Annotated in this window: 22 protein-coding genes; 10 read left to right on the top strand and 12 right to left on the bottom strand. The window is 69.2% G+C overall.

The window, feature by feature from the left end; translation table 11 throughout:
* Positions 1-38 precede the first annotated feature (38 nt).
* Together ACQPYZ_RS23745 and ACQPYZ_RS23750 are read left to right on the top strand one after the other, a co-directional pair.
* Positions 39-488 (top strand): NUDIX hydrolase, encoded by a 450-nt coding sequence (locus ACQPYZ_RS23745; RefSeq protein ID WP_433159958.1) that lies wholly within the window; start codon positions 39-41, stop codon positions 486-488.
* A 217-nt stretch (positions 489-705) separates the two neighbouring features.
* Positions 706-2,574 carry a LamG-like jellyroll fold domain-containing protein gene (locus ACQPYZ_RS23750; RefSeq protein WP_433159961.1) on the top strand — a complete coding sequence of 623 codons (1,869 nt, stop codon included), beginning with the start codon at positions 706-708 and terminating at the stop codon, positions 2,572-2,574.
* Here ACQPYZ_RS23750 and ACQPYZ_RS23755 read toward each other — a convergent pair.
* Positions 2,571-3,239: a phosphotransferase gene (locus ACQPYZ_RS23755; RefSeq protein ID WP_433159964.1), complete on the bottom strand. Its 669-nt coding sequence runs from the start codon at positions 3,237-3,239 to the stop codon at positions 2,571-2,573. The two genes, ACQPYZ_RS23750 and ACQPYZ_RS23755, sit on opposite strands and share 4 nt — an antisense overlap.
* A complete protein-coding gene (gene miaB / locus ACQPYZ_RS23760) occupies positions 3,236-4,714 on the bottom strand; it encodes a tRNA (N6-isopentenyl adenosine(37)-C2)-methylthiotransferase MiaB (RefSeq protein ID WP_433159967.1) in 1,479 nt (492 codons plus the stop codon). Before miaB ends, ACQPYZ_RS23755 begins: the two co-directional genes overlap by 4 nt.
* 101 nt (positions 4,715-4,815) lie before the next feature.
* On the opposite strand from miaB, the gene ACQPYZ_RS23765 reads away from it, so the two are divergent.
* The 5 genes from ACQPYZ_RS23765 to ACQPYZ_RS23785 all read left to right on the top strand — a co-directional run bounded on the left by ACQPYZ_RS23765 (position 4,816) and on the right by ACQPYZ_RS23785 (position 9,807).
* On the top strand, positions 4,816-6,324 hold the full coding sequence (locus tag ACQPYZ_RS23765) for an amidohydrolase family protein (protein WP_433159969.1): 1,509 nt from the start codon (positions 4,816-4,818) through the stop codon (positions 6,322-6,324).
* 120 nt (positions 6,325-6,444) lie between these two features.
* Positions 6,445-7,206 carry an amino acid ABC transporter ATP-binding protein gene (locus ACQPYZ_RS23770; RefSeq protein WP_433159972.1) on the top strand — a complete coding sequence of 254 codons (762 nt, stop codon included), beginning with the start codon at positions 6,445-6,447 and terminating at the stop codon, positions 7,204-7,206.
* Between the two features lie 59 nt (positions 7,207-7,265).
* Positions 7,266-8,195: a glutamate ABC transporter substrate-binding protein gene (locus ACQPYZ_RS23775; RefSeq protein ID WP_433159974.1), complete on the top strand. Its 930-nt coding sequence runs from the start codon at positions 7,266-7,268 to the stop codon at positions 8,193-8,195.
* Between the two features lie 95 nt (positions 8,196-8,290).
* Entirely contained in the window at positions 8,291-8,938 is a 648-nt protein-coding gene (locus tag ACQPYZ_RS23780; RefSeq protein WP_433159976.1) for an amino acid ABC transporter permease, read from the top strand.
* Positions 8,938-9,807 carry an amino acid ABC transporter permease gene (locus ACQPYZ_RS23785; RefSeq protein ID WP_433159979.1) on the top strand — a complete coding sequence of 290 codons (870 nt, stop codon included), beginning with the start codon at positions 8,938-8,940 and terminating at the stop codon, positions 9,805-9,807. The genes ACQPYZ_RS23780 and ACQPYZ_RS23785 overlap by 1 nt, the downstream gene beginning before the upstream one ends.
* A 40-nt stretch (positions 9,808-9,847) precedes the next feature.
* On the opposite strand, the gene ACQPYZ_RS23790 is transcribed toward ACQPYZ_RS23785, so the two are convergent.
* A complete protein-coding gene (locus ACQPYZ_RS23790) occupies positions 9,848-11,137 on the bottom strand; it encodes an aspartate aminotransferase family protein (protein ID WP_433159980.1) in 1,290 nt (429 codons plus the stop codon).
* A 68-nt stretch (positions 11,138-11,205) separates the two neighbouring features.
* Here ACQPYZ_RS23790 and ACQPYZ_RS23795 point away from each other — a divergent pair, with 68 nt between their 5' ends.
* Positions 11,206-12,300: an LOG family protein gene (locus ACQPYZ_RS23795; RefSeq protein ID WP_433159983.1), complete on the top strand. Its 1,095-nt coding sequence runs from the start codon at positions 11,206-11,208 to the stop codon at positions 12,298-12,300.
* A 12-nt stretch (positions 12,301-12,312) separates the two neighbouring features.
* On the opposite strand, the gene pdxY is transcribed toward ACQPYZ_RS23795, so the two are convergent.
* Positions 12,313-13,164, bottom strand: a complete 852-nt coding sequence (pdxY, locus tag ACQPYZ_RS23800) for a pyridoxal kinase PdxY (protein ID WP_433159986.1) — start codon at positions 13,162-13,164, stop codon at positions 12,313-12,315.
* 60 nt (positions 13,165-13,224) lie between these two features.
* Here pdxY and ACQPYZ_RS23805 point away from each other — a divergent pair, with 60 nt between their 5' ends.
* The gene (locus ACQPYZ_RS23805; protein ID WP_433159989.1) at positions 13,225-13,956 is read left to right on the top strand and encodes an alpha/beta fold hydrolase; all 732 of its coding nucleotides are present in this window, start codon (positions 13,225-13,227) and stop codon (positions 13,954-13,956) included.
* On the opposite strand, the gene rlmN is transcribed toward ACQPYZ_RS23805, so the two are convergent.
* Positions 13,953-15,071 carry a 23S rRNA (adenine(2503)-C(2))-methyltransferase RlmN gene (rlmN, locus tag ACQPYZ_RS23810; protein ID WP_433159990.1) on the bottom strand — a complete coding sequence of 373 codons (1,119 nt, stop codon included), beginning with the start codon at positions 15,069-15,071 and terminating at the stop codon, positions 13,953-13,955. The two genes, ACQPYZ_RS23805 and rlmN, sit on opposite strands and share 4 nt — an antisense overlap.
* Positions 15,072-15,187: 116 nt before the next feature.
* On the bottom strand, positions 15,188-15,889 hold the full coding sequence (locus ACQPYZ_RS23815) for a C39 family peptidase (protein ID WP_433159992.1): 702 nt from the start codon (positions 15,887-15,889) through the stop codon (positions 15,188-15,190).
* 145 nt (positions 15,890-16,034) lie between these two features.
* Here ACQPYZ_RS23815 and ACQPYZ_RS23820 point away from each other — a divergent pair, with 145 nt between their 5' ends.
* Positions 16,035-17,036, top strand: a complete 1,002-nt coding sequence (locus tag ACQPYZ_RS23820; RefSeq protein WP_433159994.1) for an LLM class flavin-dependent oxidoreductase — start codon at positions 16,035-16,037, stop codon at positions 17,034-17,036.
* On the opposite strand, the gene ACQPYZ_RS23825 is transcribed toward ACQPYZ_RS23820, so the two are convergent.
* From ACQPYZ_RS23825 to rpsB, 6 genes are all read right to left on the bottom strand, one after another.
* Positions 17,029-17,616 carry a GNAT family N-acetyltransferase gene (locus tag ACQPYZ_RS23825; protein WP_433159995.1) on the bottom strand — a complete coding sequence of 196 codons (588 nt, stop codon included), beginning with the start codon at positions 17,614-17,616 and terminating at the stop codon, positions 17,029-17,031. The two genes, ACQPYZ_RS23820 and ACQPYZ_RS23825, sit on opposite strands and share 8 nt — an antisense overlap.
* A 7-nt stretch (positions 17,617-17,623) precedes the next feature.
* Positions 17,624-18,469 carry a phosphatidate cytidylyltransferase gene (locus ACQPYZ_RS23830; RefSeq protein WP_433159997.1) on the bottom strand — a complete coding sequence of 282 codons (846 nt, stop codon included), beginning with the start codon at positions 18,467-18,469 and terminating at the stop codon, positions 17,624-17,626.
* Complete coding sequence (frr, locus tag ACQPYZ_RS23835; protein WP_433169742.1) at positions 18,469-19,023, bottom strand: ribosome recycling factor; 555 nt, start codon at positions 19,021-19,023, stop codon at positions 18,469-18,471. Before frr ends, ACQPYZ_RS23830 begins: the two co-directional genes overlap by 1 nt.
* A 151-nt stretch (positions 19,024-19,174) precedes the next feature.
* Entirely contained in the window at positions 19,175-19,936 is a 762-nt protein-coding gene (pyrH, locus tag ACQPYZ_RS23840) for a UMP kinase (RefSeq protein WP_233712267.1), read from the bottom strand.
* A 47-nt stretch (positions 19,937-19,983) separates the two neighbouring features.
* Entirely contained in the window at positions 19,984-20,802 is an 819-nt protein-coding gene (tsf, locus tag ACQPYZ_RS23845) for a translation elongation factor Ts (protein WP_433159998.1), read from the bottom strand.
* A 177-nt stretch (positions 20,803-20,979) separates the two neighbouring features.
* A complete protein-coding gene (rpsB, locus tag ACQPYZ_RS23850; protein ID WP_433160000.1) occupies positions 20,980-21,900 on the bottom strand; it encodes a 30S ribosomal protein S2 in 921 nt (306 codons plus the stop codon).
* Positions 21,901-21,930: the final 30 nt, after the last annotated feature.

Here is a 21,930-nt window from a genome sequence, read left to right on the forward strand (position 1 = left end):
CTCGTATTACCGTCGGTGGGGGTGCATAGGGTGGTTGTATGGATCGGTTTCGGGTGGTGCCGGCGGCTTATGTGGTGTTGCGGCGGGGGGACGAGGTGTTGATGTTGCTGCGGGCCAACACCGGTTATATGGACGGGTACTGGGCGGTGCCGGCCGGGCATGTGGAGAAGGGGGAGTCGGTGCTCGCGGCGGCCGTTCGGGAGGTGCGGGAGGAGGTCGGCGTGGAGATCGCGCCGGAAGATCTCGTGCCGGTGACCGCGATGCACCGGACCGGCGGGAACGGGGATCCGATCGACGAGCGGGTGGACTTCTTCTTCACGGCGTCGAAGTGGAGTGGTGAACCGCGGTCGATGGAGCCGGGCAAGGCTGACGGGCTCGACTGGTTCTCGCTCGGCAAGCTGCCCGATCCGGTGGTCCCGCACGAGGCACGCGTCCTGGCCGGCCTGTACGGCGGCGGTCTCCCCGCGGTGATCGCCCACGGGTTCTGAGCCCCCCAACCGCACTGACCCGAAGCACATGCCGGCGGTCAGCGATCGGGGGTATGACCAGGCCGCGGTGGATGTGCACACGTTATTACCTGTCGACGCCCACCAGAACCTGTTCACACCACCGGGCGGCGGCGGTCAACGTTCGCTTCGCGTTTACCGGGTGAGGGGCTGAACCGCTTTAGAGTTCCCTGCTGTGTCAGCGAGCTCTGGAGGCGGGATGAACGAGCGGTACGACGGGACCAGCCGGCGGCGGCTGTTGCAGGCGGGGGCACTCGGGGCCGGCGCGGTGATCGCGCCCGGCGTCCTCGGGGCCGGCGAGGCCGCGGCAAACTCGGCGACAGCGGGCAGCACGACGGCAGCCAATGCAAGGACCGGGACCGACGCCGGGTCCATGTCCGCGGGGCGGCCCGACACGGACAACCCCCGGTTCACGCTGGCCGTCGTACCGGACACGCAGTACCTGTTCGACCTCGACCGGGGTGACTCGGCGCCGCTGATCGCCAGCTTCGAGTATCTGATCGAGCAGCGCGAGCACGACAACATCGTGTTCACCGCGCACCTCGGCGACATCGTCGAGAACGCGCAGGCGTCCGAGTTCGCCCAGGCCGACCCGGTCTTCAAGGTTCTCGACCGCGCTCGGATGCCGTACTCCGTGCTCGCCGGCAACCACGACATCGACGCGTCGAAGGACGACAGCCGCGGCGACTCGGCGTACCTGCGGACGTTCGGACCGCAGCGGTTCCGGCGGATGGCGACGTACGGCGGGTCGACGCCGAACGGGTACAACAGCTACCACGTGTTCCGCGCGGCCGGGCGGCAGTGGTTGCTGCTGGCCATGGACTGGCGGCCGTCGGACGCGAGCTTCGCCTGGGCCCGCGGGGTGATCGCGGCGCACCCGCGGCTGCCGGTGATCCTGACCACGCACGAGCTGGTGAACGCCGATCACGGCAACCCGACCGCGTACTTCAGCGACCACGGCAACCGCGTCTGGGACCAGCTGATCAACGACAACGACCAGGTGTTCCTCACCCTGAACGGGCACTACTGGCCGCCCGGTCGGGTCACCCGGAAGAATGCCGCCGGCAACGACGTACACCTGCACCTGACCAACTACCAGGACCGGTATTACGGCGGCTCGGCGATGATCCGGCTGTACCACTTCGACCTGGCCCGGAACACCATCGACGTCGAGACGGTCTCGCCGTGGATCATCGGCCAGGACCCGGCCCGGCGCACCGAGCTGGCCGAAGGTGAGATCGAGTTGACCGACGACACCAACCGGTTCAGCGTGCCGCTCGACTTCGAGCAGCGGTTCGCCGGGTTCGCCCCGGTCCCGGTCCGCCCGGCGCGGCCGGCGAGGCAGCTCGTCATCCCGGGGACGGCGGCGTACTGGCGCTTCGACGGACCGCTCGCGGACAAGGTGACCGACCAATCCGGACTGGGCAACCACCTGACCCGCGTGGACCTGTCGGGCAACGGGGTCGCCGCGTCTGCCGAGTTCCACCCGGATCAGCCGGGGCACGCGAGCTGGTTGTTTGCCGGCGGCAAGCGGCCGGCCCGCGGGAGCTACCTGCGTACGGCGGACGGCGCGCCGCTCAACGCGATGACGTTCACCCGGGGCTACACGATCGAGGCGTTCGTCAAGCTGACCGACGACGGCGCGGACCACGCGTGGCAAGGCCTGCTGAGCCGGATGGGCACCGGTGCGGACGCGGGCAAGACCGGCAGCGACCCGTCCGAGCCGGTCGTCAACCTCGGCTTCTCCGGCGGCCGCCAGGTGCAGTGGGCGGTGTACCCGGTCAACCGCAACGACACCTTCACCAACTGGGGCCACGAGCAGGTCGCCGGCGAGTGGTTCCACCTCGCGGTCGTCAACGACGGCCGGCATTCCACCCTGTACGTCGACTCGTCGCCGCTGCTCCGGAACCCGGCGACTCCGTCGAGCGGGCTCGCCACCGCGGGCAAGCCGTGGCTGGTCGGGGCGAACCACTACGACAACGTGATCGAGCAGGCCTTCGCCGGGCACATCGGCGAGCTGCGGATCGTCGCGCGTCCGCTGAAGCCCAGCCAGTTCCTGAGTGCCTAGAGGAACGACCTGATCAGCTCGTCCTGCGCGGGTAGCAGCGCCAGCTCCTCCGGGGTGAGGGTGGTGTTGCGCCCGCGTTCGGCGAGCGCGTCGGGGAGGCCCGGCGTCGGGTCGATGGAGTTGGCGAGGTAGACCGCGAGGGCCTCACGCAGCATCGGGCTCAGTGCTTCGAAGGACGGCTCGAGGGCGACCTGGGCGAAGATGATCGCGGTCATCGCGACGTCGAAGGCCGGGGTGCCTTCGACCGCGTTGCGCCAGTCGATGACGACCGGGCCGCCGGCGGTCGCGATCACGTTCTGCGGGTGGAGATCCCCGTGGACGACGACCAGACCCGGCGTACCGCTCGGGGCGGGGATCGCCTGTAGCCGGCGGTGCAGGTCGGCGTGGATCTCGCCGACCTCGGTCGCTGTCAGGTCCCCGGCGATCGCCGCGTCCGCGAGCGTTGGCCCGTCGAGCCGCTGGATGACCATGTCTGGGCCAGCCACCTCGCGGACGGCCGGGACCGGGTAGTCGTACTGAGCGACGTGCCGCATGAAGTCGGCCTCGTCGCGCACCGGATGCCCGTTGCGATACCGCCGCAACACCCACTCCCCGTCCAACGCGTAGACGTCAGCATCCCGCCCGGCCGCAAACGGCCGCGCATCCGGAGCAAGCTTGTCGGTCACGCGGGTTGGCAGCCGCCGGCGGCCGGCTCCAGCGGCTTGGCGCCGATCGTCGGCATCCCGAGCATCACACCCGGCGTGCCCGCGGCGGCCGGCGTGTCCTGCGCCCGCTCCCACGCGTCGCCGGCGCGCGTCCGTCGTACCGATCCGAAGACGTCCGCGACCAGGTGATGCGGGGCGCCGTACGTGACCTCGACCGTTGCCACGTCACCCGGTCGGGGCGCCTCGACGCCCTCGGGGAGCGCGAAGTGGACCAGCCGGTTGTCGCGAGCGCGCCCGCTGAGCCGGTGGGTGGCGGCGTCCTTGCGCCCCTCCCCCTCGGCCACGAGCACCTCGAGCGACCGCCCGACGATCTTCTTGTTCTCCTCCCACGCCATCTCGTCCTGTAACGCGACCAGCCGCTCGTACCGGTCCTGGACGACATCGCGCGGGACCTGCTCGTCCATCGACTCCGCCGGCGTCCCGGGACGCTTGGAGTACTGGAAGGTGAAGGCGCCGGAGAACCGGGCCTGCCGGACCACGTCCAGCGTGCCCTGGAAGTCTTCCTCTGTCTCCCCCGGGAACCCGACGATGATGTCGGTGGTGATCGCCGCGTCCGGCATCGCCGCGCGCACGTCCTCGATGATCTTCAGGTACCGGTCCCGCCGGTACGAGCGCCGCATCGCCTTCAGCACCCGGTCGGACCCGGATTGCAGCGGCATGTGCAGCGAAGGCATCACGTTCGGCGTCTCGGCCATCGCCTCGATCACGTCGGCGGTGAAGTCCCGTGGGTGCGGCGAGGTGAAGCGAACCCGCTCCAGCCCGTCGATCGCCCCGCAGGCGCGCAGCAGCTTCCCGAACGCGTAGCGGTCACCGAACTCGACGCCGTACGAGTTCACGTTCTGACCCAGCAGCGTCACCTCGAGCACGCCCTCGGCCACGAGCGCCTCGACCTCGGCGAGTACGTCCCCCGGACGGCGGTCCTTCTCCCGGCCCCGCAGCGCCGGGACGATGCAGAACGTGCAGGTGTTGTTGCACCCGACGCTGATCGACACCCAGGCCGAGTACGGCGATTCGCGGCGGGTGGGCAGCGTGGACGGGAACACCTCGAGGGACTCGAGGATCTCGACCTGCGACTCCTCCTGGACCCGGGCCCGCTCGAGCAGCACCGGCAGCGAGCCGATGTTGTGCGTGCCGAAGACGACGTCCACCCAGGGCGCCTTCTTGGTGATCGACGCCTTGTCCTTCTGCGCCAGGCACCCGCCCACGGCGATCTGCATGCCGGGCTTCTTGGCCTTCACCGGCGCGAGGTGCCCGAGGTTGCCGTACAGCTTGTTGTCGGCGTTCTCCCGGACCGCACAGGTGTTGAAGACGACCACGTCGGCTTGGTCACCCTCGGGCGCGCGGACATAGCCCGCGTCCTCGAGCAGCCCGCGCAGGCGCTCGGAGTCGTGGACGTTCATCTGGCACCCGTAGGTGCGGACCTCGTAAGTACGCATGACAGCCACCTAGAGTACGTGCCGCGGTAGACATTCCCCTACCTGGGACCGGCGGCCTGCTACCCCTGACCCGCGAGCCCGTGGGCAGAATAGTGATGGGCATGAACAGTTCTCGCCGTCAGTTCCTCGCCCGTACCGCCGCCAGCGCCGCCGTGATCGCCGGCGGCGCGACCTTCACCACCGGCAACGCCCAAGCCTCCGGGCGCCGGCGCGTCACCGCCCTCACGCACGTGACCGTCATCGACGTCGCGACCGGCCGCCGGCATCGCGACCAGACCGTGCTCATCGTCGGCGATCGGATCACCGGTGTCGGCCGCCACCTGCCGATCCCACGCGGCGCGGTCGAGCTCGACCTGACCGGGAAGTTCGTCATCCCGGGCCTGGCCGACATGCACGTCCACAGCATCGGCGACGAGCGGGTGTCTCCCCCGCTGTACCTCGCGAACGGCGTCACCACGGTCCGCGAGATGGCCGGCACCAACCCGCTCCTGTACCAGTGGCGGGACCGGATCGCGGCCGGCACCCTGCTCGGCCCGCGGATGATGGTCGGCAGCAACATCATCGACGGCGACCCGACCCTCTGGGACCCGAACCTGATCCAGGTCATCGTGGTCGACGACGGGCCGTCCGCGCGCGCCGCCGTACGCCGGGTGAAGGCCGAGGGCGCCGACTTCGTCAAGGTCTACTCGCGCCTGAGCCCCACGGCGTACGCCGCCATCCTGGACGAGGCCCGCCGCACCGGCCTGACCGTGCACGGCCACGGACCCGACCAGCTCACCACCAAGCAGGTCAGCAACGCCGGCCAGCGCAGCATCGAGCACATCCACTCCCTCGGCCTCGCGGTCTCCACGCGAGAGGCCGACGTACGGCGGATGGTCCGCGACATCACCGTCTCCGCGGGAGACTACAACTCCTGGTTCCGGCAGTTGCATCCGATCGAGTGGATCGCGGCGAACACGTTCAGCCGGGCCCGTGCCGCGGACGTGTTCGGCACGCTGCGCCGCAACCGCACCCGGGTCACGCCGACGCTGACCATGCACAACGTGCTCGACCAGCCCGACTACAGCGCCCTCGACCCCGCCCTGGCGAAGTACCTGAGCGCCGACGCGGTCTTCAGCTACGAGTACGCCATCGACACCCTCTACAAGCCCAACCGGCCGGCCGAGGAGATCGCCCGGCAGCGCCGGATGTGGGCGTGGCGGAAGCGCTTCGTCCGCGAGTTGTTCGACCACGACGTCCCGATCCTGGCCGGCACCGACACCGGTACGCCGTACTCCGTCCCCGGATTCGCCCTCCACGACGAACTCGAGCACCTCGTCTCCGCCGGCGCGACCCCACGCCAGGCCCTGTACGCCGCCACCGTCGAGCCGGCCCAGTTCCTCGGGATGCGGGCCGACCTGGGCTCGGTCGAACCGCGGAAGGTCGCCGATCTCGTCGTACTCGACGCGGATCCGCTGACCGACATCCGCAACACCCGCCGGATCCACACCGTGGTCACCCGCGGCCGGGTGATCTCGCCCACGGCCCGGCAGCGGATGCTGGCCGAGGTGGAGGCCGCGGTGAAGGAACCGCCGACGGCGGGCACGATCGCGGCCGGCGGCTGCTGCTGAGGCTCATTTCGAGCAGGCTGTGACGGTGGCGTCACAGCCTGCTCGTCATATTGCAGATCGTTACCACCGTGGAACCGACCAGCGCTGCGACGGCACCCCGGCCTCCGCTAGGTTCTGGCCATGAGCGATTCCGGCACCTTGACGACAACTGGTCTGGTGGCACTGACCGACGTCAACAAGCACTTCGGCGACCTGCACGTCCTGAAGGACATCAACCTGTCCATCGACAAGGGCGAGGTCGTCGTGGTGATCGGGCCGTCGGGGTCCGGCAAGTCGACGCTCTGCCGCGCGATCAACCGGCTGGAACCGATCGACTCGGGCACCATCACGCTGGACGGAGAGCCGTTGCCGAGCGAGGGCCGGGCCCTGGCCAGGCTGCGGGCCGACGTCGGCATGGTGTTCCAGTCGTTCAACCTGTTCGCGCACAAGACGATCCTGCAGAACGTCACGCTCGGTCCCTGCAAGGTCCGCAAGACGGACCCGAAGGCGGCCGAGCAGCGGGCGATGGAACTGCTGGAACGGGTGGGGGTGGCCAACCAGGCCTCGAAGTACCCGGCTCAGCTGTCCGGCGGCCAGCAACAGCGGGTCGCGATCGCGCGGGCGCTGGCCATGGACCCGAAGGTCATCCTCTTCGACGAGCCCACCTCGGCGCTCGACCCGGAGATGATCCAGGAGGTCCTGGAGGTCATGATCGACCTGGCCAAGCAGGGCATGACGATGGTCGTGGTCACCCACGAGATGGGATTCGCCCGGACCGCGGCGAACCGGGTGGTGTTCATGGCCGACGGCGAGATCGTCGAGGAGGCCACTCCGGAGACGTTCTTCACCAACCCCACCTCGCGGCGTGCCCAGGACTTCCTCGGCAAGATCCTGAAGCACTGACGCCGGTGACCGTTTCCGTCCGCTGCCGTACCAGCAACCACACGAAGGGGAACCAGATCATGAGAATGCGCAACCTCGTCGCCAGCCTCGGCGTCGCGGCGCTCGCGCTGACCGCCGCCGCCTGCGGGTCCGACGAGCCCGCCGCCGGCGGTGGCGACGGCGGCGGCAACACCGCCTCCGACGCCTGCGGCGAACTGCACAAGTTCGACGTCGCCAGCGGCGCGGACGTCGCCGGCAGCGCGACCTTCACCAAGATCAAGTCCCGCGGGAACCCGGTCGTCGGTGTCAAGGCCGACCAGCCGAACCTCGGCTACAAGGATGCCGACGGCAAGCGCTGCGGCTTCGACATCGAGGTCGCCCGGATGGTCGCGGCCAACCTGGGCTTCGACCCGGAGAAGATCGAGTACAAGGAGATCCCGTCGGCGAACCGCGAGACCGCGCTCGCCGGTGGTGAGATCGACTACTACGTCGGCACCTACTCGATCACCGACAAGCGCAAGACCCAGGTCGGCTTCGCCGGTCCGTACTTCATCGCCGGCCAGGACCTGCTGGTCCGCAAGGACGACACCTCGATGGACGGCGGCAAGACCGCGCTGAAGGGCAAGAAGGTCTGCTCGGCCACCGGGTCCACCCCGATCCAGCGGGTCAAGGACGAGCAGCTCACCGAGGCGAGCAACATCTCTGAGTTCAAGACGTACTCCGAGTGTGTCTCGCAGCTGCTCGACAGCAAGGTCGACGCGGTCACCACCGACGACGCGATCCTCAAGGGCTACGCGGCGACCGCGCCGGACGAGCTCCGGGTGGTCGGCAAGCCGTTCAGCACCGAGAAGTACGGCATCGGCCTGCCGCTGGCCGACAAGGCGCTGCGTACCCAGGTGAACACCATCCTGGAGAAGTCGGCCTCCGACGGCACCTGGAAGAAGATCTACGACGAGACGCTCGGCAAGTCGGGTTCGGACTCGACCCCGCCGCCGCTCGAGAAGTACTGATCCACTCCCGGCCGCGGCGTCCTGCAGGGCGTCGCGGCCGGTCCGCGCTCCGCTGATTCCAGGGACTGCGCGCCACTCATTTCTGGAAGGTCGCGATGCTCTCGGTCCTCACCGACAACTGGGAACTGTTCGTCGACGGGTTCTGGACCACCCTCCGGCTGTTCCTGATCGCCGCGGTTCTGAGCCTGGTGCTCGGCACCGTGCTGGCCGGGTTCCGGGTCTCCCCGGTGCCGGCTCTGCGTGCCATCGGCACCGGCTACGTGAACACGTTGCGCAACACCCCGTTGACCCTGGTGTTCGCGTTCCTCGTCTTCGGCGCGCCCAAGATGCAGATCTCGCTGCCGACGTTCTTCTGGTCCGCGGTGGTCGCGCTGACGGTCTACACCTCGGCGTTCGTCTGTGAGGTCGTCCGCTCCGGCATCAACACGATCCCGGCCGGCCAGGCCGAGGCCGCCCGCTCGGTCGGCATGACGTTCCTGCAGGTGCTGGGCATCGTCGTCCTCCCGCAGGCGTTCCGGGCGATCGTGCCGCCGCTGACCAGCGTGATGATCGCGCTGCTGAAGAACACCACGATCGCGGCCGGCTTCTCGGTCGCGGAGGCCGGTGCGATCCCGGCGGTGATGGCCGAACGCGGTGAGAACCAGATCGCCACGCTGGTCTGGATCACCATCGGCTTCCTGATCCTGATCATCCCCCTGGTCTTCCTGCAGCGGTGGGCCGAGCGACGGACGGCGGTGGCCTGATGAGCGCGGTCCTGTACGACGTACCCGGCCCGCGGGCGAAGGCGCGCAACCGGATCCTGAACGCGATCGTCATCGTCGCCGTGCTGGCCGCCATCGGCTGGGTGGTCTACCGGCTGAACGAGAGCGGACAGTTCGCCGAACGCCGCTGGATCCAGTTCACCTACGAGTCGATCCAGCGGGAGCTGCTCAGCGGTCTGGTCAACACGCTCAAGGCGGCCGGGCTGGCCGCAGTGCTCGCGCTGCTGTTCGGTGCGATCTTCGCGGCGGCGCGGATCAGTGACCACTGGTGGTTCCGGGCACCGGCGACGTTCGTCGTCGAGCTGTTCCGGGCGATCCCGCTGCTGATCCTGATGTTCTTCTTCTACTACGGCAATCTGCAGTTCCAGCTCGGCCTGAGCCCGTTCTGGGCGGTCGTCTTCGGTCTAACCCTCTACAACGGCTCGGTGCTCGCGGAGATCTTCCGCGCCGGTATCGCCGCCGTCCCGAAGGGTCAGCGGGAGGCGGCGTACGCCACCGGCCTGCGGAAGAACCAGGTGGTCCGGCTGATCCTGTTGCCGCAGGCCATCACCTCGATGCTGCCGGCGATCGTCAGCCAGCTCGTGGTCCTGCTGAAGGACACCGCGCTCGGCTTCATCATCACCTACGCCGAGCTGCTGTACGTCGCCAAGCAGATGGGTGGCCGGCTCCAGTACGGCTTCCCGTACATCCCGACGTACATCGTGGTCGCGATCATCTACATCGGCCTGTGCTCGCTGCTGTCGGTGCTGGCGCGCTACCTCGAGGGCCGCTCCCGCCGGCAACGCCGCGTCCGCGGGACTCCCCCGCCGTCGGCCGCCGAAGCGGCGACCTCGTCGGAAGCTCCGCTCTGACCTTCAGGGCCCCCGGTCGACCGGGGGCCCTGTTCTTTGCTCAGCGCAGGGTGTTGAACGAGTCGCGGATGATGTCGAGCGCCTCCGTGGTCTCAGCCTCGGTCAATGTCATCGGCGGCGCCATCCGCAGGACGTTGCCGTAGAGGCCGCCCTTGCCGACCAGGAGGCCGCGATTCTTGGTCTCCTGCTGGAGTTTCGCGGTGGTGGCCGGGTCGGGGCTCTTGTCGTCGGGCTTGACGATCTCGGCCGCCAGCATCAGGCCCTTGCCGCGGACGTCGCCGAGCTCGGGGAACTCCTCGGAGATCCCGCGCAGCCCGTCGGCCAGCTGGGCGCCGCGCTTGGCCGCGTTCGCCTGCAGGTCGTGGTCGAGCACGTAGTCGATGGTCGCCTTGGCGGCGCTGGTCGAGATCGGGTTGCCGCCGAAGGTGGACAGGGAGTTCGCGCTCAGGCTGTCCATCAGGCCGGGCCGCGCGACGACGCCGCCGATCGCGAACCCGTTGCCCAGGCCCTTGGCGAACGTCATCGCGTCCGGGACCACGTCGTGCGCCTGGATCCCCCAGAAGTGCTCACCGGTGCGGCCCCAGCCGGTCTGCACCTCGTCCGCGATCAACAGGATCCCGAACTCGTCCAGGACCTCCTTGAACGCGCCGTACAGCCCGTCGGGCGGGGAGGAGAACCCGCCGACGCCCTGGATCGGCTCGACGATCAGGCAGGCGACGTCACCCGCGGTCGTGGTCTCGATGACGTTGCGGAGGTCGTCGACGCAGACCTTGATGTACTCGGCGTCGGGCAGGTCGCGGAACGGGCTGCGGTACCGGTAAGCGCCCTGGACGTACTGCACGTTCACCGGGGACAGGCTGCTCGCGGACCAGCCGCGGTTGCCGGTGATCGCGACCGTGCCGAAGCCGCGGCCGTGGTAGGAGTTCCGCATCGCGAGGACCTGGTTGGACCGGCGGTTCTGGGTGGCGAGCATCATCGCCGCCTCGTTCGCCTCGGTGCCGGAGTTCGCGAAGAAGACCTTGGCGTCCGGGATCCCGGAGAGCTCGGCGATCTGCTCGGCCAGCTCGATCTGCTTGCGGATCAGGTACACCGTCGAGGTGTGCGCGATCCCGGTGGCCAGTTGCTCGCGCACCGCGTCGGAGATCTCCGCGATGTCGTAGCCGATCGCGTTGGTCAGGATGCCGGCGAAGAAGTCGAGGTAGGTGTTGCCCTCACCGTCGGTGACCCGGCGGCCGGACCCCTGCACGATCTCGATCGGCTCCTCGTAGTACAACGCGAGCCAGTCCGGCATGACGGCCTTGTGACGCTCCCAGAGCTCCGCATGTGTCATGTCCAACCTTTACCTCACCTGATAGTGAACGTCTATCGCGGCCCAGGGGTGCGACTAAGGTGCTCTCCGTGACACTGCCGAGCATCCCGCACGTCGACATCGAGTCGCTCGCCTACTTCGACCGGGTCGTGGCCGCCGGCGCGGTCACCATGGAAGGCTGGCGGGTCCAGTCCGTCGACCTCACTGCCCGGACGGCCAACCTCCTGGGGATGGACCCGCGCGGCTCGCTGTTCCTCGGCTGTGCCCTGGAGGAGAAGGCCGAGGCCTGGATCCGCGACGGCGGCGGCCTGATCTTCCCGGCGATCCCCGCCCTGCCCTTCGACGCCTACCGCGGCACGCTGTACGACGCCGAGGAGCTCTACGCCGGCCTCGAGAACGGGTACGACGCCACCCCGGACGCCCAGATCTACGCGTGGTCCCGGCAGCACGACGAGAAGGGCGACACCAGCCGGACGCTCGCGGCGGCCCTGCACGACCACGCCATCGCCGACGCCCTGACCGAGTTGCCCGACCACAAGCCGTGGATCGGCGTGATGGGCGGCCACGGGATCGCTCGCGGCAGTACGGCGTACCGCTCGGCCGTGCTGCTCGGTCGCACACTCGCCCGGGCCGGTCAGACGGTGGTCACCGGCGGTGGTCCGGGTGCGATGGAGGCGGCCAACCTGGGTGCTTCGCTGGCGGCGTACGACGATGCCGGGCTCGACAGGGCCCTGTCCAAGCTGGCCGCCGTACCATCGTTCCGTCCGTCGGTGGCGGCGTGGGCCGGCGTGGGGCTCGACGTACGGCGGGAGTTCCCGGGCGATGGTGGGGTGTCGATCCCGACGTGGTTCTACGGTCACGAGCCGCCGAACGTGTTCGCGTCGTCGATCGCGAAGTACTTCTCGAATGCCCAGCGCGAGGACGTGCTGCTGAGCCGCGCCCGCGGCGGCATCCTCTACCTGCCCGGTGCGGCCGGCACGGTCCAGGAGATCTTCCAGGCCGTCACCCCCAACTACTACGGCGACCAGGCCACCCAGATCCCGCTCATCCTGGTCGACGTCCACCACTGGACCACCAAGCTCCCGGTCTGGCCCCTCCTCCAGTCCCTGGCCGCCACCCGCCCGATGGCCGCCACCATCCACCTCGTCGACACCATCGAGGAAGCCGCGGCCCTGGTGGGTTGATGGACGGGTCGGCTAGGCGACCCGGCGAGGGGTGAACTCCAGCTTCGGGTGGGCGTACGCCTCCTGTGACTCGATCAGCTGCAACTCGCGCTGACCGGACTCATGGGTTCGGGTGAGCAGCTCGAAGACGCTCGAGGTCGTCCGGGCGAGCGCGTCCGCGAGATCGCCGGTGCGGCGGAGGTGCGCGGTGAAGAGGGCAGCCGTCACGTCGCCCGAGCCGTTGGCCTTCATCGGGATGTACGGCGTCTGCACGAGCCAGGCCCCGTCGTCGCCGACGGCCAGCATCTCGATCGTGCCCTCCTCGCGGTCCGGCCGCTCGACACTGGTGACGAGCACCGTGCGCGGTCCGGTCGCGCGGACCAGCTCCACCGAGGCGAGCGTGGAGTCGAGCGTGTCCGGCTCGGTGCCGGTCAGGAACCCCAGCTCGAACTGGTTGGGCGTGATGATGTCCGCCGCCGGAACGACGCGGTCACGCAGCAGCACCGGAATCGCGGGCGCGACGAAGCACCCGGATTTCGCATTGCCCATCACCGGGTCGCAGGAGTACACCGCCGCCGGATTGGCCGCCTTCACCCGCTTCACCGCGTCGAGGATCACGTCCGCGATCCCCTCACCGCCCTGGTAACCCGAGAGCACCACATCGATCTGCGGCAGAACTCCCCGGTCCTCGATCCCCAGCAGAACCTCGCGTACGTCGTCCGGGCTGATCAACGGCCCCCGCCACGCGCCGTACCCGGTGTGGTTGGAGAAGTTCACCGTGTAGACCGGCAACACCTCCACGCCGATGCGCTGCAGTGGGAACACCGCCGCCGAGTTCCCGACATGCCCGTAGGCCACCGCCGACTGAATCGAAAGGATCTTCACCCCTCGATCATCCCACCGCCCGAATCCACGAGGTCGTGGGCTTGGTCTACTGTGCGCGGCATGGGTGAATTCGTACTCGTGCCCGGGGCTCGGCTGGGTGCGTGGGTCTGGGACGCCGTCGCGGAGCGTCTGCGGGCCGCCGGGCACGATGTGTACGCCGTCACCTTGAGCGGACTCGCCGAACGGGGTGGGCCGGAGGCGCATCGGGTCGGGCAGCAACAGCACGTCGACGACATCGTCTCGGTGGTCGAGGGCTACGAGTTGTCCGACGTGGTGCTGGTCGGGCACAGCTACTCCGGAATCCCCGTCGGGCAGGCGGCCGGACGGATCGGCGACCGCCTGAAGCGGGTCGTGTACGTCGACGCCGGCATCCCGGCCGACGGCAGGTCGTTCGCGGACAGTTGGCCCGAGGACGAGCGGACGTGGCTCGACGAGCAACTGATCCAGGGTGACGGCACGTGGCTCCCCGCGGCTCCGGAGTACTTCGCCGGACAGGACCTCCCGGACGAGGCGATCCGTCTGCTCGTGTCTCGCAGTACGCCGCATCCGGGCTTGACGCTCACTCAGCCGGCGCGGTTGACCCGTCCGATCGGTGAGCTGCCGACGACGTACGTCAGGTGCCTGATGTCGGGCGAGTCGCCCTCCCCCGACGTTCAGGAAGCCCTGCGGTCACCACACTGGCAGTTGGTCGAGTTACCCACCGGCCACTGGCCGATGCTCTCGCGACCTGAAGCCCTCGCTGCGGTCCTCAGCGCCGCGGACACGCCACAGTTGGCCGCGGACACGCCCTAGTTGGAGGCGGCGGCGAGCTGGCCGCAGGCGCCGTCGATCTCCTGGCCGCGGGTGTCGCGGACGGTGGTGGGGATGCCGCCGGCCTGCAGGCGGCGGACGAACTCACGCTCGTCGGCCGGGTCGGAGGCGGTCCACTTCGAGCCGGGCGTCGGGTTCAGCGGGATCAGGTTGACGTGCACCCAGCCCCAGTCGCCGCGGGCGGCGAGCTTCTCCGCCAGCAGGTCCGCCCGCCAGGCGTGGTCGTTGATGTCGCGAATCATCGCGTACTCGATCGACACCCGGCGCTTGGTCTGCTGCGCGTACGCCCAGGCCGCGTCCAGCACCTCGTCGACCTTCCAGCGGTTGTTGATCGGCACGAGCTCGTCCCGCAGCTCGTCGTCCGGCGCGTGCAGCGACAGGGCAAGCGTGACCGGGATGCCCTCGGTAGCGAGCTGGTTGATCCGCGGCACCAGGCCGACGGTCGACACGGTCACCCCCCGCGCGGAGATGCCGAGCCCCTCCGGCGACGGGTCGGTGAACCGCCGGACCGCACCGATGACGGCCTTGTAGTTCGCCATCGGCTCGCCCATGCCCATGAAGACGATGTTGCTGACCCGGCCCGGACCTCCGGCGACCTCGCCGCGAGCCAGCGCGCGGGCGCCGTCGACGACCTGCTCGACGATCTCCGCCGTGGTCATGTTGCGGGTCAGGCCGGCCTGCCCGGTCGCGCAGAACGGGCACGCCATCCCGCAGCCGGCCTGCGAGGAGACGCACATGGTCGCGCGGTCCGGATACCGCATCAGGACGGACTCGACCAGCGAGCCGTCGTGCAGCTTCCACAGCGTCTTCCGGGTCTGCCCGTTGTCGCACTCCAGGTCGCGCACCCGGGTCAGCAGCGGCGGCATCAGCTCAGCGACCAGCTTGTCCCGGGTCGCGGCCGGCAGGTCGGTCATCTCGGCCGGGTCGGACACCAGCCGGGAGAAGTAGTGGTTCGACAGCTGCTTGGCCCGGAACGCGGGCTCTCCCAGCGCGGCGACCGCCGTACGCCGCTCCTCCCCGCTGAGGTCGGCCAGGTGCCGCGGCGGCTTCTTGGCGCGGCGCGGCTCATCGAACACGAGCGGAAGGGAGGTAGTCATAACCGACCCATTGTCGCCCGCCGCCGACGTGCTTCACAAATTCACATCCCCCACGTGCCCAGGATCACAGCCGTGCTCACCGAAGGGGCGGACCGGTGAGCACGGCGGCGCGCCGGTCAGGCCGAGTAGCCCTTGGGCGGGATCAGGGTGGCGAGTTGGTTGAACGTGAGCCAGTACGTCGCGGTCGGGGCGAAGCCGGCCGGGTCGGCGATCAGCACGGTCATGTCGCTGGTGTCGTAGCCGATCACGGTGAAGTAGTGCCAGATCGTGTAGTTCGGGTAGCCCGGCGGGTGGTTGTTGGCCGGAGCAACGATGTTGGCGACGATCGGGTAGTTGTTGTCGATGTCGAGGACGACGTCCCGCCAGAGCAGGTCGCGCTGGGCCTGCGTGGGCGGGTCGTTCGGCATCTCCTTGGTCTCGTACCAGCCGGTGCCGAGGTGGTTGTTGAGCACCCGGGTCACCTGCCCGATCCAGTCGGTGCCGTTCTCGTCGGTCGGCAGTTCGTTCGCCAGTTGCTGCTGGCTCGGGGGCGAGATCCGCGCCGACAGGGCGATCCGGGTGGCCGCGGGACCGCACCAGTAGCCGGTCTGCTGGTACTGGAAGTCGATGTTCAGCGTCTTCAGCGTCTGCGTCGAGTAGCCGAGCGCCGGCACCGGCTTGGCGGCGGCCGCGGCCTGAGCCTGTACGGCGCTGGACACCTCGACTGCTGCCGCAGTGGCGCTCGGTGTGGATGCCAGCGGGAACGCGGTGGCGGCGATCAGCGCCAGACCGCATGCGGCGGCCTTGAGTCTCGTCGTGGTGTGCTTCGGGATCCTCATGTCACTCCTCGGACTCGATGGATGACCGGGCGTAGCCACCCAGCACTCAGTTTCCACCCGCTGGCAGAGCGCGGTGAAAAACTCACCAACCCTTTCGATCCTGATCGAAAGGAATGACCTCACCGAACCGGCCGTTGCACTTCGTATGCCTGCCTTGTCCGGAGTCCCGCTGTCGGTGCTCGACCGCTCGCGGACCCGCATCGGCGAGTCGGAGGCCGAATCCCTCCGGCAGACGGTCACAGTCGCCGGGCAGGTGGAAGAGCTCGGCTACCAGCGGTTCTGGGTGTCAGAGCACCACAGCGTCCCCGGAGTGGCCGGCTCAGCGCCGACTGTCCTGGCAGCGGCCGTCGCAGCCGGCACCAGCCGGATCCGCGTCGGCACAGGCGGCGTGATGCTGCCGAATCACCGTCCGCTCGTCGTGGCCGAGCAGTTCGGCGTGCTGGAGTCACTGTTCCCCGGACGTATCGACATGGGTCTAGGTCGCTCAGTCGGCTTTACCAACGGCATTCGCCGGGCACTCGGCGTCGAGAAGGACGCCACCGAGGACTTCGCCGCCCAGGTACAGGAGCTACTCGCCTACTTCGAGGGCACGCACGAGAATCAGGTCCACGCGCGCCCTGGTGAGGGTCTGCGCGTCCCAACGTTCGTTCTCGCGGTCGGAGACGGTGCACTCATCGCAGCGTCACTCGGCCTGCCTCTGGTCATCGCGGGCGTCAAGGCGGAGTCGGACCTGCTGCGACTGCTGGACCGCTACCGCACCGAGTTCCAGCCGTCCACGTGGGCTCCTGAGCCGTACGTCGTACTGGCAACGACTGCTGTGGTCGCGGCGACCACCGAGGAGGCTCGTCGGCTGCTGCTGCCTGAAGCGTGGTCCAGCGCCTACTCGCGCACGCGTGGCGTCTTCCCGCCGTTGGAGCCGGTGCGGGACCGGGACATGACCGACAAGGAGCGCGAGTACTTCGAGCAGTCGCTGAGCGGGCAGATCTACGGCACCGCGTCGGAGGTGGACGAGGCGCTGGGCGGACTGGTACGCCGTACCGCGGCCGACGAAGTGTTGCTCACGACAAGCACCTACGACCGCTCGGACCTGGTCGCCTCGTACGCCGCCCTGGCCGAGCTGGCCGGCACGCGCAGCACCGTCAGCTGAGCCGGTCCTCGAGCCGCTTGCGGACCGCCGGCCACTCGTCGGCCAGGATCGAGAACACCACGGTGTCGCGGAACGACCCGTCCGCGAGCCTCTTGTGCCGGCGGAGTACGCCCTCACGCGTAGCGCCCAGCTTCGCGATCGCGGCCTGCGACCGCGTGTTCGCCGTACCGGTCTGGATCTTCACCCGGCCGAAACCACAGTCCTCGAACGCGTGCCGCAGCAGCAGGAGCTTGCACTCCGGGTTGACCGCGCTCCCCCACACCGCCGGCGCGTACGCCGTCCAGCCGAGGTGGACCGACTCGTTGGCCAGGTCCACGTCGCCGAGGCTCGACGTACCGACGACGGTGCCGTCGGCAACCAGCCGGACGACGTACGCCACCCGCTGCGCCGACGACCTGATCCACTGCGCGGCCATCTCCGCCGGAGCGGCGGGCAGCCCGGCGACACCGCCGCCGAAGCCCGACGCATACACCTGCTCGTGCGCGATCGCGTCGTACAGCGGCTCGATGTCACCAGCAACTAGCCGGTCCAGCTGTACGACGGTGCCGGCCAGCGACCGCCCGTCGGGCGCGATCGTCATCGGTTCCTCACCGGGCGAGCAGGTGGAGTACGAGCCAGACGGCCGGAGCCGTTGCCAGCAAGGAGTCCAGCCGGTCCATCACGCCACCGTGGCCGGGCAGCAGGTTCGACATGTCCTTGATACCGAGGTCGCGCTTGATCATCGACTCGCCGAGATCGCCCACGGTCGCGGTGCAGACGGCGACCGCGCCGATGATCGCGCCGGCCCACCAGTCCCCGTCCAGCAACCACACGACCGAACCGATCCCGGCGCCGATGCAGGCGAGCGTCGAGCCCGCGAAGCCTTCCCACGACTTCTTCGGGCTGATCGTGGGCGCCATCGGGTGCTTGCCGAACAGCACCCCGGCCGCGTACCCGCCGACGTCGCTGGCGACCACGACCAGGAAGAACGTCAGCACCCGCTGCGGCCCGTCCGCCTCCGGCTGGACCAGCAGGATCGCGAACCCGGCCAGCAACGGGACATAGCCGATCAGGAACACGCCCGCGCTGGTGTCCCGGACGAACCCGACCGAGCCGCCCGGCATCCGCCAGAAGATCGTCGCCAGCACCGTGAGCGCCATCGCGACCAGCAGCGCCATCGGGCCGCCGTAGTACGCCGAGAGGAGCATCGCCGCCGTACCGACGAACAGCGGGATCCGCGGAATGACCGCGCCGCCGGTCCGCAGCGCCTTGATCATCTCGTCGACGGCCAGCAGCACGACCGCCAGCACCAGGAAGGCGAACAGGACCTTCTGCCAGAACAGCGATCCGAGGATCAGCGCGCCGAGGCCGACCCCGACCGCGATCGCGGCCGGCAGGTTGCGGCCGGCGCGGCTCGGGCTGGGACTCGGCGCAGGCGTGCTCTCGACGCCCATCACACCTCGAGCAGTTCGGCTTCCTTGTGCTTGAGCAGGTCGTCGATCGAGTCGACGTACTTCTTCGTCAACCCGTCGAGCCGCTTCTCAGCACTCTTGCCCTCGTCCTCACCCGCGTCGCCGTCCTTGACGGTCTTGTGCACCTGGTCCATCGCGTGCCGGCGGATGTTGCGCACCGAGACCCGGGCCTCCTCGGCCTTGGACTTGGCGACCTTGATGTACTCCTTGCGCCGCTCCTCGGTCAGCTGCGGCATGACCACCCGGATCACCGCGCCGTCGTTGCCCGGGTTGACGCCCAGGTCGGAGTCGCGGATCGCCTTCTCGATCGCCGCCATCGCGCCCTTGTCGTACGGCGAGATCAGCACCGTGCGCGGTTCCGGCACCTGGAAACCGGCCAGCTGCTGCAGCGGCGTCGGGCTGCCGTAGTAGTCGGCCAGGAGGCCCGCGAACATCTGCGGGTGGGCCCGGCCGGTGCGGATCGCGGCGAAGTCGTCCTTCGCGACCTCCACGGCCTTCGCCATCTTCTGCTCGGCTTCGCGGAGAGCTTCGTCGATCACGGCATTCCTCGCTTCCTCAGGGCCGCCTCGGCGCGGCCACCTAACCCTACGAACGCAGGTCTACCAGACAACGGACGTCATGCCCGTGTGTCGACCGATCCTAGTGCTTGTCCCCCGCGAGGCCGATCCCCGGTCCTCGGGACCCGGCTCACTGGCCCGGGGAGACGACCGTCCCGATCTTCTCGCCGTGCACGACCCGGGCGATGTTGCCCTCCTCCAGGCCGAAGATGACGATCGGGAGCGCGTTGTCCCGGGCCAGGCTGATCGCGGTGGCGTCGGCCACCCGCAGACCGCGGGCCAGGAAGTCGTCGTACGACAGCTGGTCGAACTTGACCGCGTCCGGGTTCTTCTTCGGGTCGGAGTCGTACACCCCGTCCACGCCCTGCTTGCCCATCAGCAGCGCCTCGGCACCGATCTCCAGCGCCCGCTGCGCGGCGACGGTGTCGGTGGAGAAGTACGGCATGCCGGAGCCGGCGCCGAAGATGACCACGCGGCCCTTCTCCAGGTGCCGCTCGGCCTTGCGCGGGATGTACGGCTCGGCGACCTGCCCCATGGTGATCGCGGTCTGCACCCGGGTCTCGATGCCGAGCTTCTCCAGGAAGTCCTGCAGCGCCAGGCAGTTCATCACCGTGCCGAGCATGCCCATGTAGTCGGCCCGGTTGCGCTCCATCCCGCGCTGCTGCAACTCGGCGCCGCGGAAGAAGTTGCCACCGCCGACGACCACCGCGACCTGGACACCGGCCCGGGCCACCTCGGCGATCTGCTTGGCGATCGAGTTCACCACGTCCGGGTCGACGCCGAGCTTGCCGCCGCCGAATACCTCACCCGACAGCTTCAGCAGCACCCGGTGATAGGCCGGCGCGAACGGCGAAGAGGCCGGACTCGTCTCGGTACCCAGGGTTTCCGTCACGATTCCGGCCTCCTCGATCGTTGCTGTGGCTGCTCGTCCTTCGGAGGTCAGGCGCCGACCTCGAAGCGGGCGAACCGCTTCACGGTCACGCCGGCCTCGTCGAGCACGGCCTTGACGGTCTTCTTGCTCTCCTGGACCGACGGCTGCTCGAGCAGCACGACCTCCTTGAAGAAGCCGTTCACCCGGCCCTCGACGATCTTCGGCAGCGCCTGCTCGGGCTTGCCCTCCTCGCGGGCGGTCGCCTCGGCGATCCGCTTCTCGTTCTCGACCGTCTCGGCCGGGACCTCGTCGCGGGTGGTGTACAGCGGCCGCATCGCGGCGGCCTGCATGGCAGCGCCCCGGGCGGCGTCCAGGTTGTCACCCTCGAACTCGACCAGTACGCCGACCTGGGCCGGCAGGTCCGCGGCACGCTTGTGCATGTACGCCGCCACCGTGCCGTCGAACACGGCCACCCGGCCGAGCTCGAGCTTCTCGCCGATGACCGCGGCCAGGGCCTCGATGTTCTCGGCGACGCTCTTGCCGTCGGCCAGCTTCTCGTTCAGCAGGCCCTCGACGTCGCCGACCTTGCTGGCGGCGGCGTGCGCGACGATGTCGGCGGCGAGCTGCTGGAACTGCTCGTTCTTGGCGACGAAGTCGGTCTCGCAGTTGAGCTGCACCAGGGCGTTCTCCGCCGCGGCCACCAGGCCGTTGGTGGCGGAGCGCTCGGCGCCGCGCTTGGCGGCCTTGGCCGCGCCCTTGATGCGCAGCTCCTCGATCGCCTTGTCGAAGTCGCCGTCGGTCGCCTCGAGCGCCTTCTTCGCGTCCATCATGCCCGCACCGGTGGCGTCGCGGAGCTTCTTCACGTCAGCGGCGGTGTAGTTCGCCATTCCTCGTTCTCTCGTCTTGTCGGGGCGTCAGCTTGGGGGGACTGCGGCGGGCGGTTTCCCGGCCCGGTCCGCGCCGTGTTCCGGCCTCGTGTTCTCTCCGGTGTCCCGGATCGTGGCCGGGGCGCGCCGTACGGTCCGGGTGCGGCCGCCCGGCGCGAACCGGGCGGCCACGGGCACTCAGGCCTCGTCGGACTTCTCGGACGCCTCGGCCGGGTTGACCGGCACGACCGGGGTGTCGTCGGCCTTGGCGACGGTCTCCGCGACCGCGCCGGACTCGGCGAGCGGCGGCTGCTCGGCCACCGCGTCGGTCTTGGCGGTGCCGTTCTGGCTCTCCAGCAGCTCCCGCTCCCAGGCGGCCAGCGGCTCCTCGGCGCCCAACTCCTCACCGGCCGCGGCGGCACCCTGGCCCGAGCGGGCCATCAGGCCGTCGGCGACGGCGTCGGCGACCACGCGGGTCAGCAGGCCGACCGAACGGATCGCGTCGTCGTTGCCCGGGATCGGGAAGTCGACCTCGTCCGGGTCGCAGTTGGTGTCCAGGATGCCGATGATCGGCAGCTTCAGCTTGCGCGCCTCGTCGACGGCGAGGTGCTCCTTCTTGGTGTCCACGATCCACACGGCGGCCGGGACCCGGGCCATGTCGCGGATACCGCCGAGGGTCTTCAGCAGCTTGTCGTGCTCGCGCCGCTTCTGCAGCAGCTCCTTCTTCGTGACGCCCGAACCGGCCACGTCGTCGAAGTCGATGAGCTCGAGCTCCTTGAGCCGCTGCAGCCGCTTGTTGACGGTCTGGAAGTTGGTGAGCATGCCGCCCAGCCAGCGCTGGTTCACGTAGGGCATGCCGACCCGGGTCGCCTGCTCGGCGATCGCTTCCTGGGCCTGCTTCTTGGTCCCGACGAACAGGATCGAGCCGCCGGAGGCGACCGTGCTGCGGACGAACTCGTAGGCGCGGTCGATGTACGACAGCGACTGCTGCAGGTCGATGATGTAGATGCCGTTGCGCTCGGTGAGGATGTAGCGCTTCATCTTCGGGTTCCAGCGCCGGGTCTGGTGCCCGAAGTGCACGCCGCTCTCAAGGAGCTGCTTCATGGTCACGACGGCCATGAGGGTGTTTCCTCCTGTCGGCCCGGGCGC

The organism is Kribbella sp. CA-247076 (assembly GCF_050942445.1).
Lineage (GTDB): Bacteria > Actinomycetota > Actinomycetes > Propionibacteriales > Kribbellaceae > Kribbella.

Coding starts and splice junctions, on each gene's coding strand:
- ACQPYZ_RS23805 (WP_433159989.1), top strand. CDS start 13,225: ATGGGTGAATTCGTACTCGTGCCCGGGGCTCGGCTGGGTGCGTGGGTC.
- ACQPYZ_RS23780 (WP_433159976.1), top strand. CDS start 8,291: ATGCTCTCGGTCCTCACCGACAACTGGGAACTGTTCGTCGACGGGTTC.
- tsf (WP_433159998.1), bottom strand. CDS start 20,802: ATGGCGAACTACACCGCCGCTGACGTGAAGAAGCTCCGCGACGCCACC.
- miaB (WP_433159967.1), bottom strand. CDS start 4,714: ATGCGTACTTACGAGGTCCGCACCTACGGGTGCCAGATGAACGTCCAC.
- ACQPYZ_RS23765 (WP_433159969.1), top strand. CDS start 4,816: ATGAACAGTTCTCGCCGTCAGTTCCTCGCCCGTACCGCCGCCAGCGCC.
- ACQPYZ_RS23820 (WP_433159994.1), top strand. CDS start 16,035: ATGCCTGCCTTGTCCGGAGTCCCGCTGTCGGTGCTCGACCGCTCGCGG.
- ACQPYZ_RS23750 (WP_433159961.1), top strand. CDS start 706: ATGAACGAGCGGTACGACGGGACCAGCCGGCGGCGGCTGTTGCAGGCG.
- ACQPYZ_RS23770 (WP_433159972.1), top strand. CDS start 6,445: ATGAGCGATTCCGGCACCTTGACGACAACTGGTCTGGTGGCACTGACC.
- ACQPYZ_RS23825 (WP_433159995.1), bottom strand. CDS start 17,616: ATGACGATCGCGCCCGACGGGCGGTCGCTGGCCGGCACCGTCGTACAG.
- ACQPYZ_RS23785 (WP_433159979.1), top strand. CDS start 8,938: ATGAGCGCGGTCCTGTACGACGTACCCGGCCCGCGGGCGAAGGCGCGC.
- ACQPYZ_RS23790 (WP_433159980.1), bottom strand. CDS start 11,137: ATGACACATGCGGAGCTCTGGGAGCGTCACAAGGCCGTCATGCCGGAC.
- ACQPYZ_RS23830 (WP_433159997.1), bottom strand. CDS start 18,469: ATGGGCGTCGAGAGCACGCCTGCGCCGAGTCCCAGCCCGAGCCGCGCC.
- ACQPYZ_RS23745 (WP_433159958.1), top strand. CDS start 39: ATGGATCGGTTTCGGGTGGTGCCGGCGGCTTATGTGGTGTTGCGGCGG.
- rpsB (WP_433160000.1), bottom strand. CDS start 21,900: ATGGCCGTCGTGACCATGAAGCAGCTCCTTGAGAGCGGCGTGCACTTC.
- ACQPYZ_RS23815 (WP_433159992.1), bottom strand. CDS start 15,889: ATGAGGATCCCGAAGCACACCACGACGAGACTCAAGGCCGCCGCATGC.
- ACQPYZ_RS23775 (WP_433159974.1), top strand. CDS start 7,266: ATGAGAATGCGCAACCTCGTCGCCAGCCTCGGCGTCGCGGCGCTCGCG.
- rlmN (WP_433159990.1), bottom strand. CDS start 15,071: ATGACTACCTCCCTTCCGCTCGTGTTCGATGAGCCGCGCCGCGCCAAG.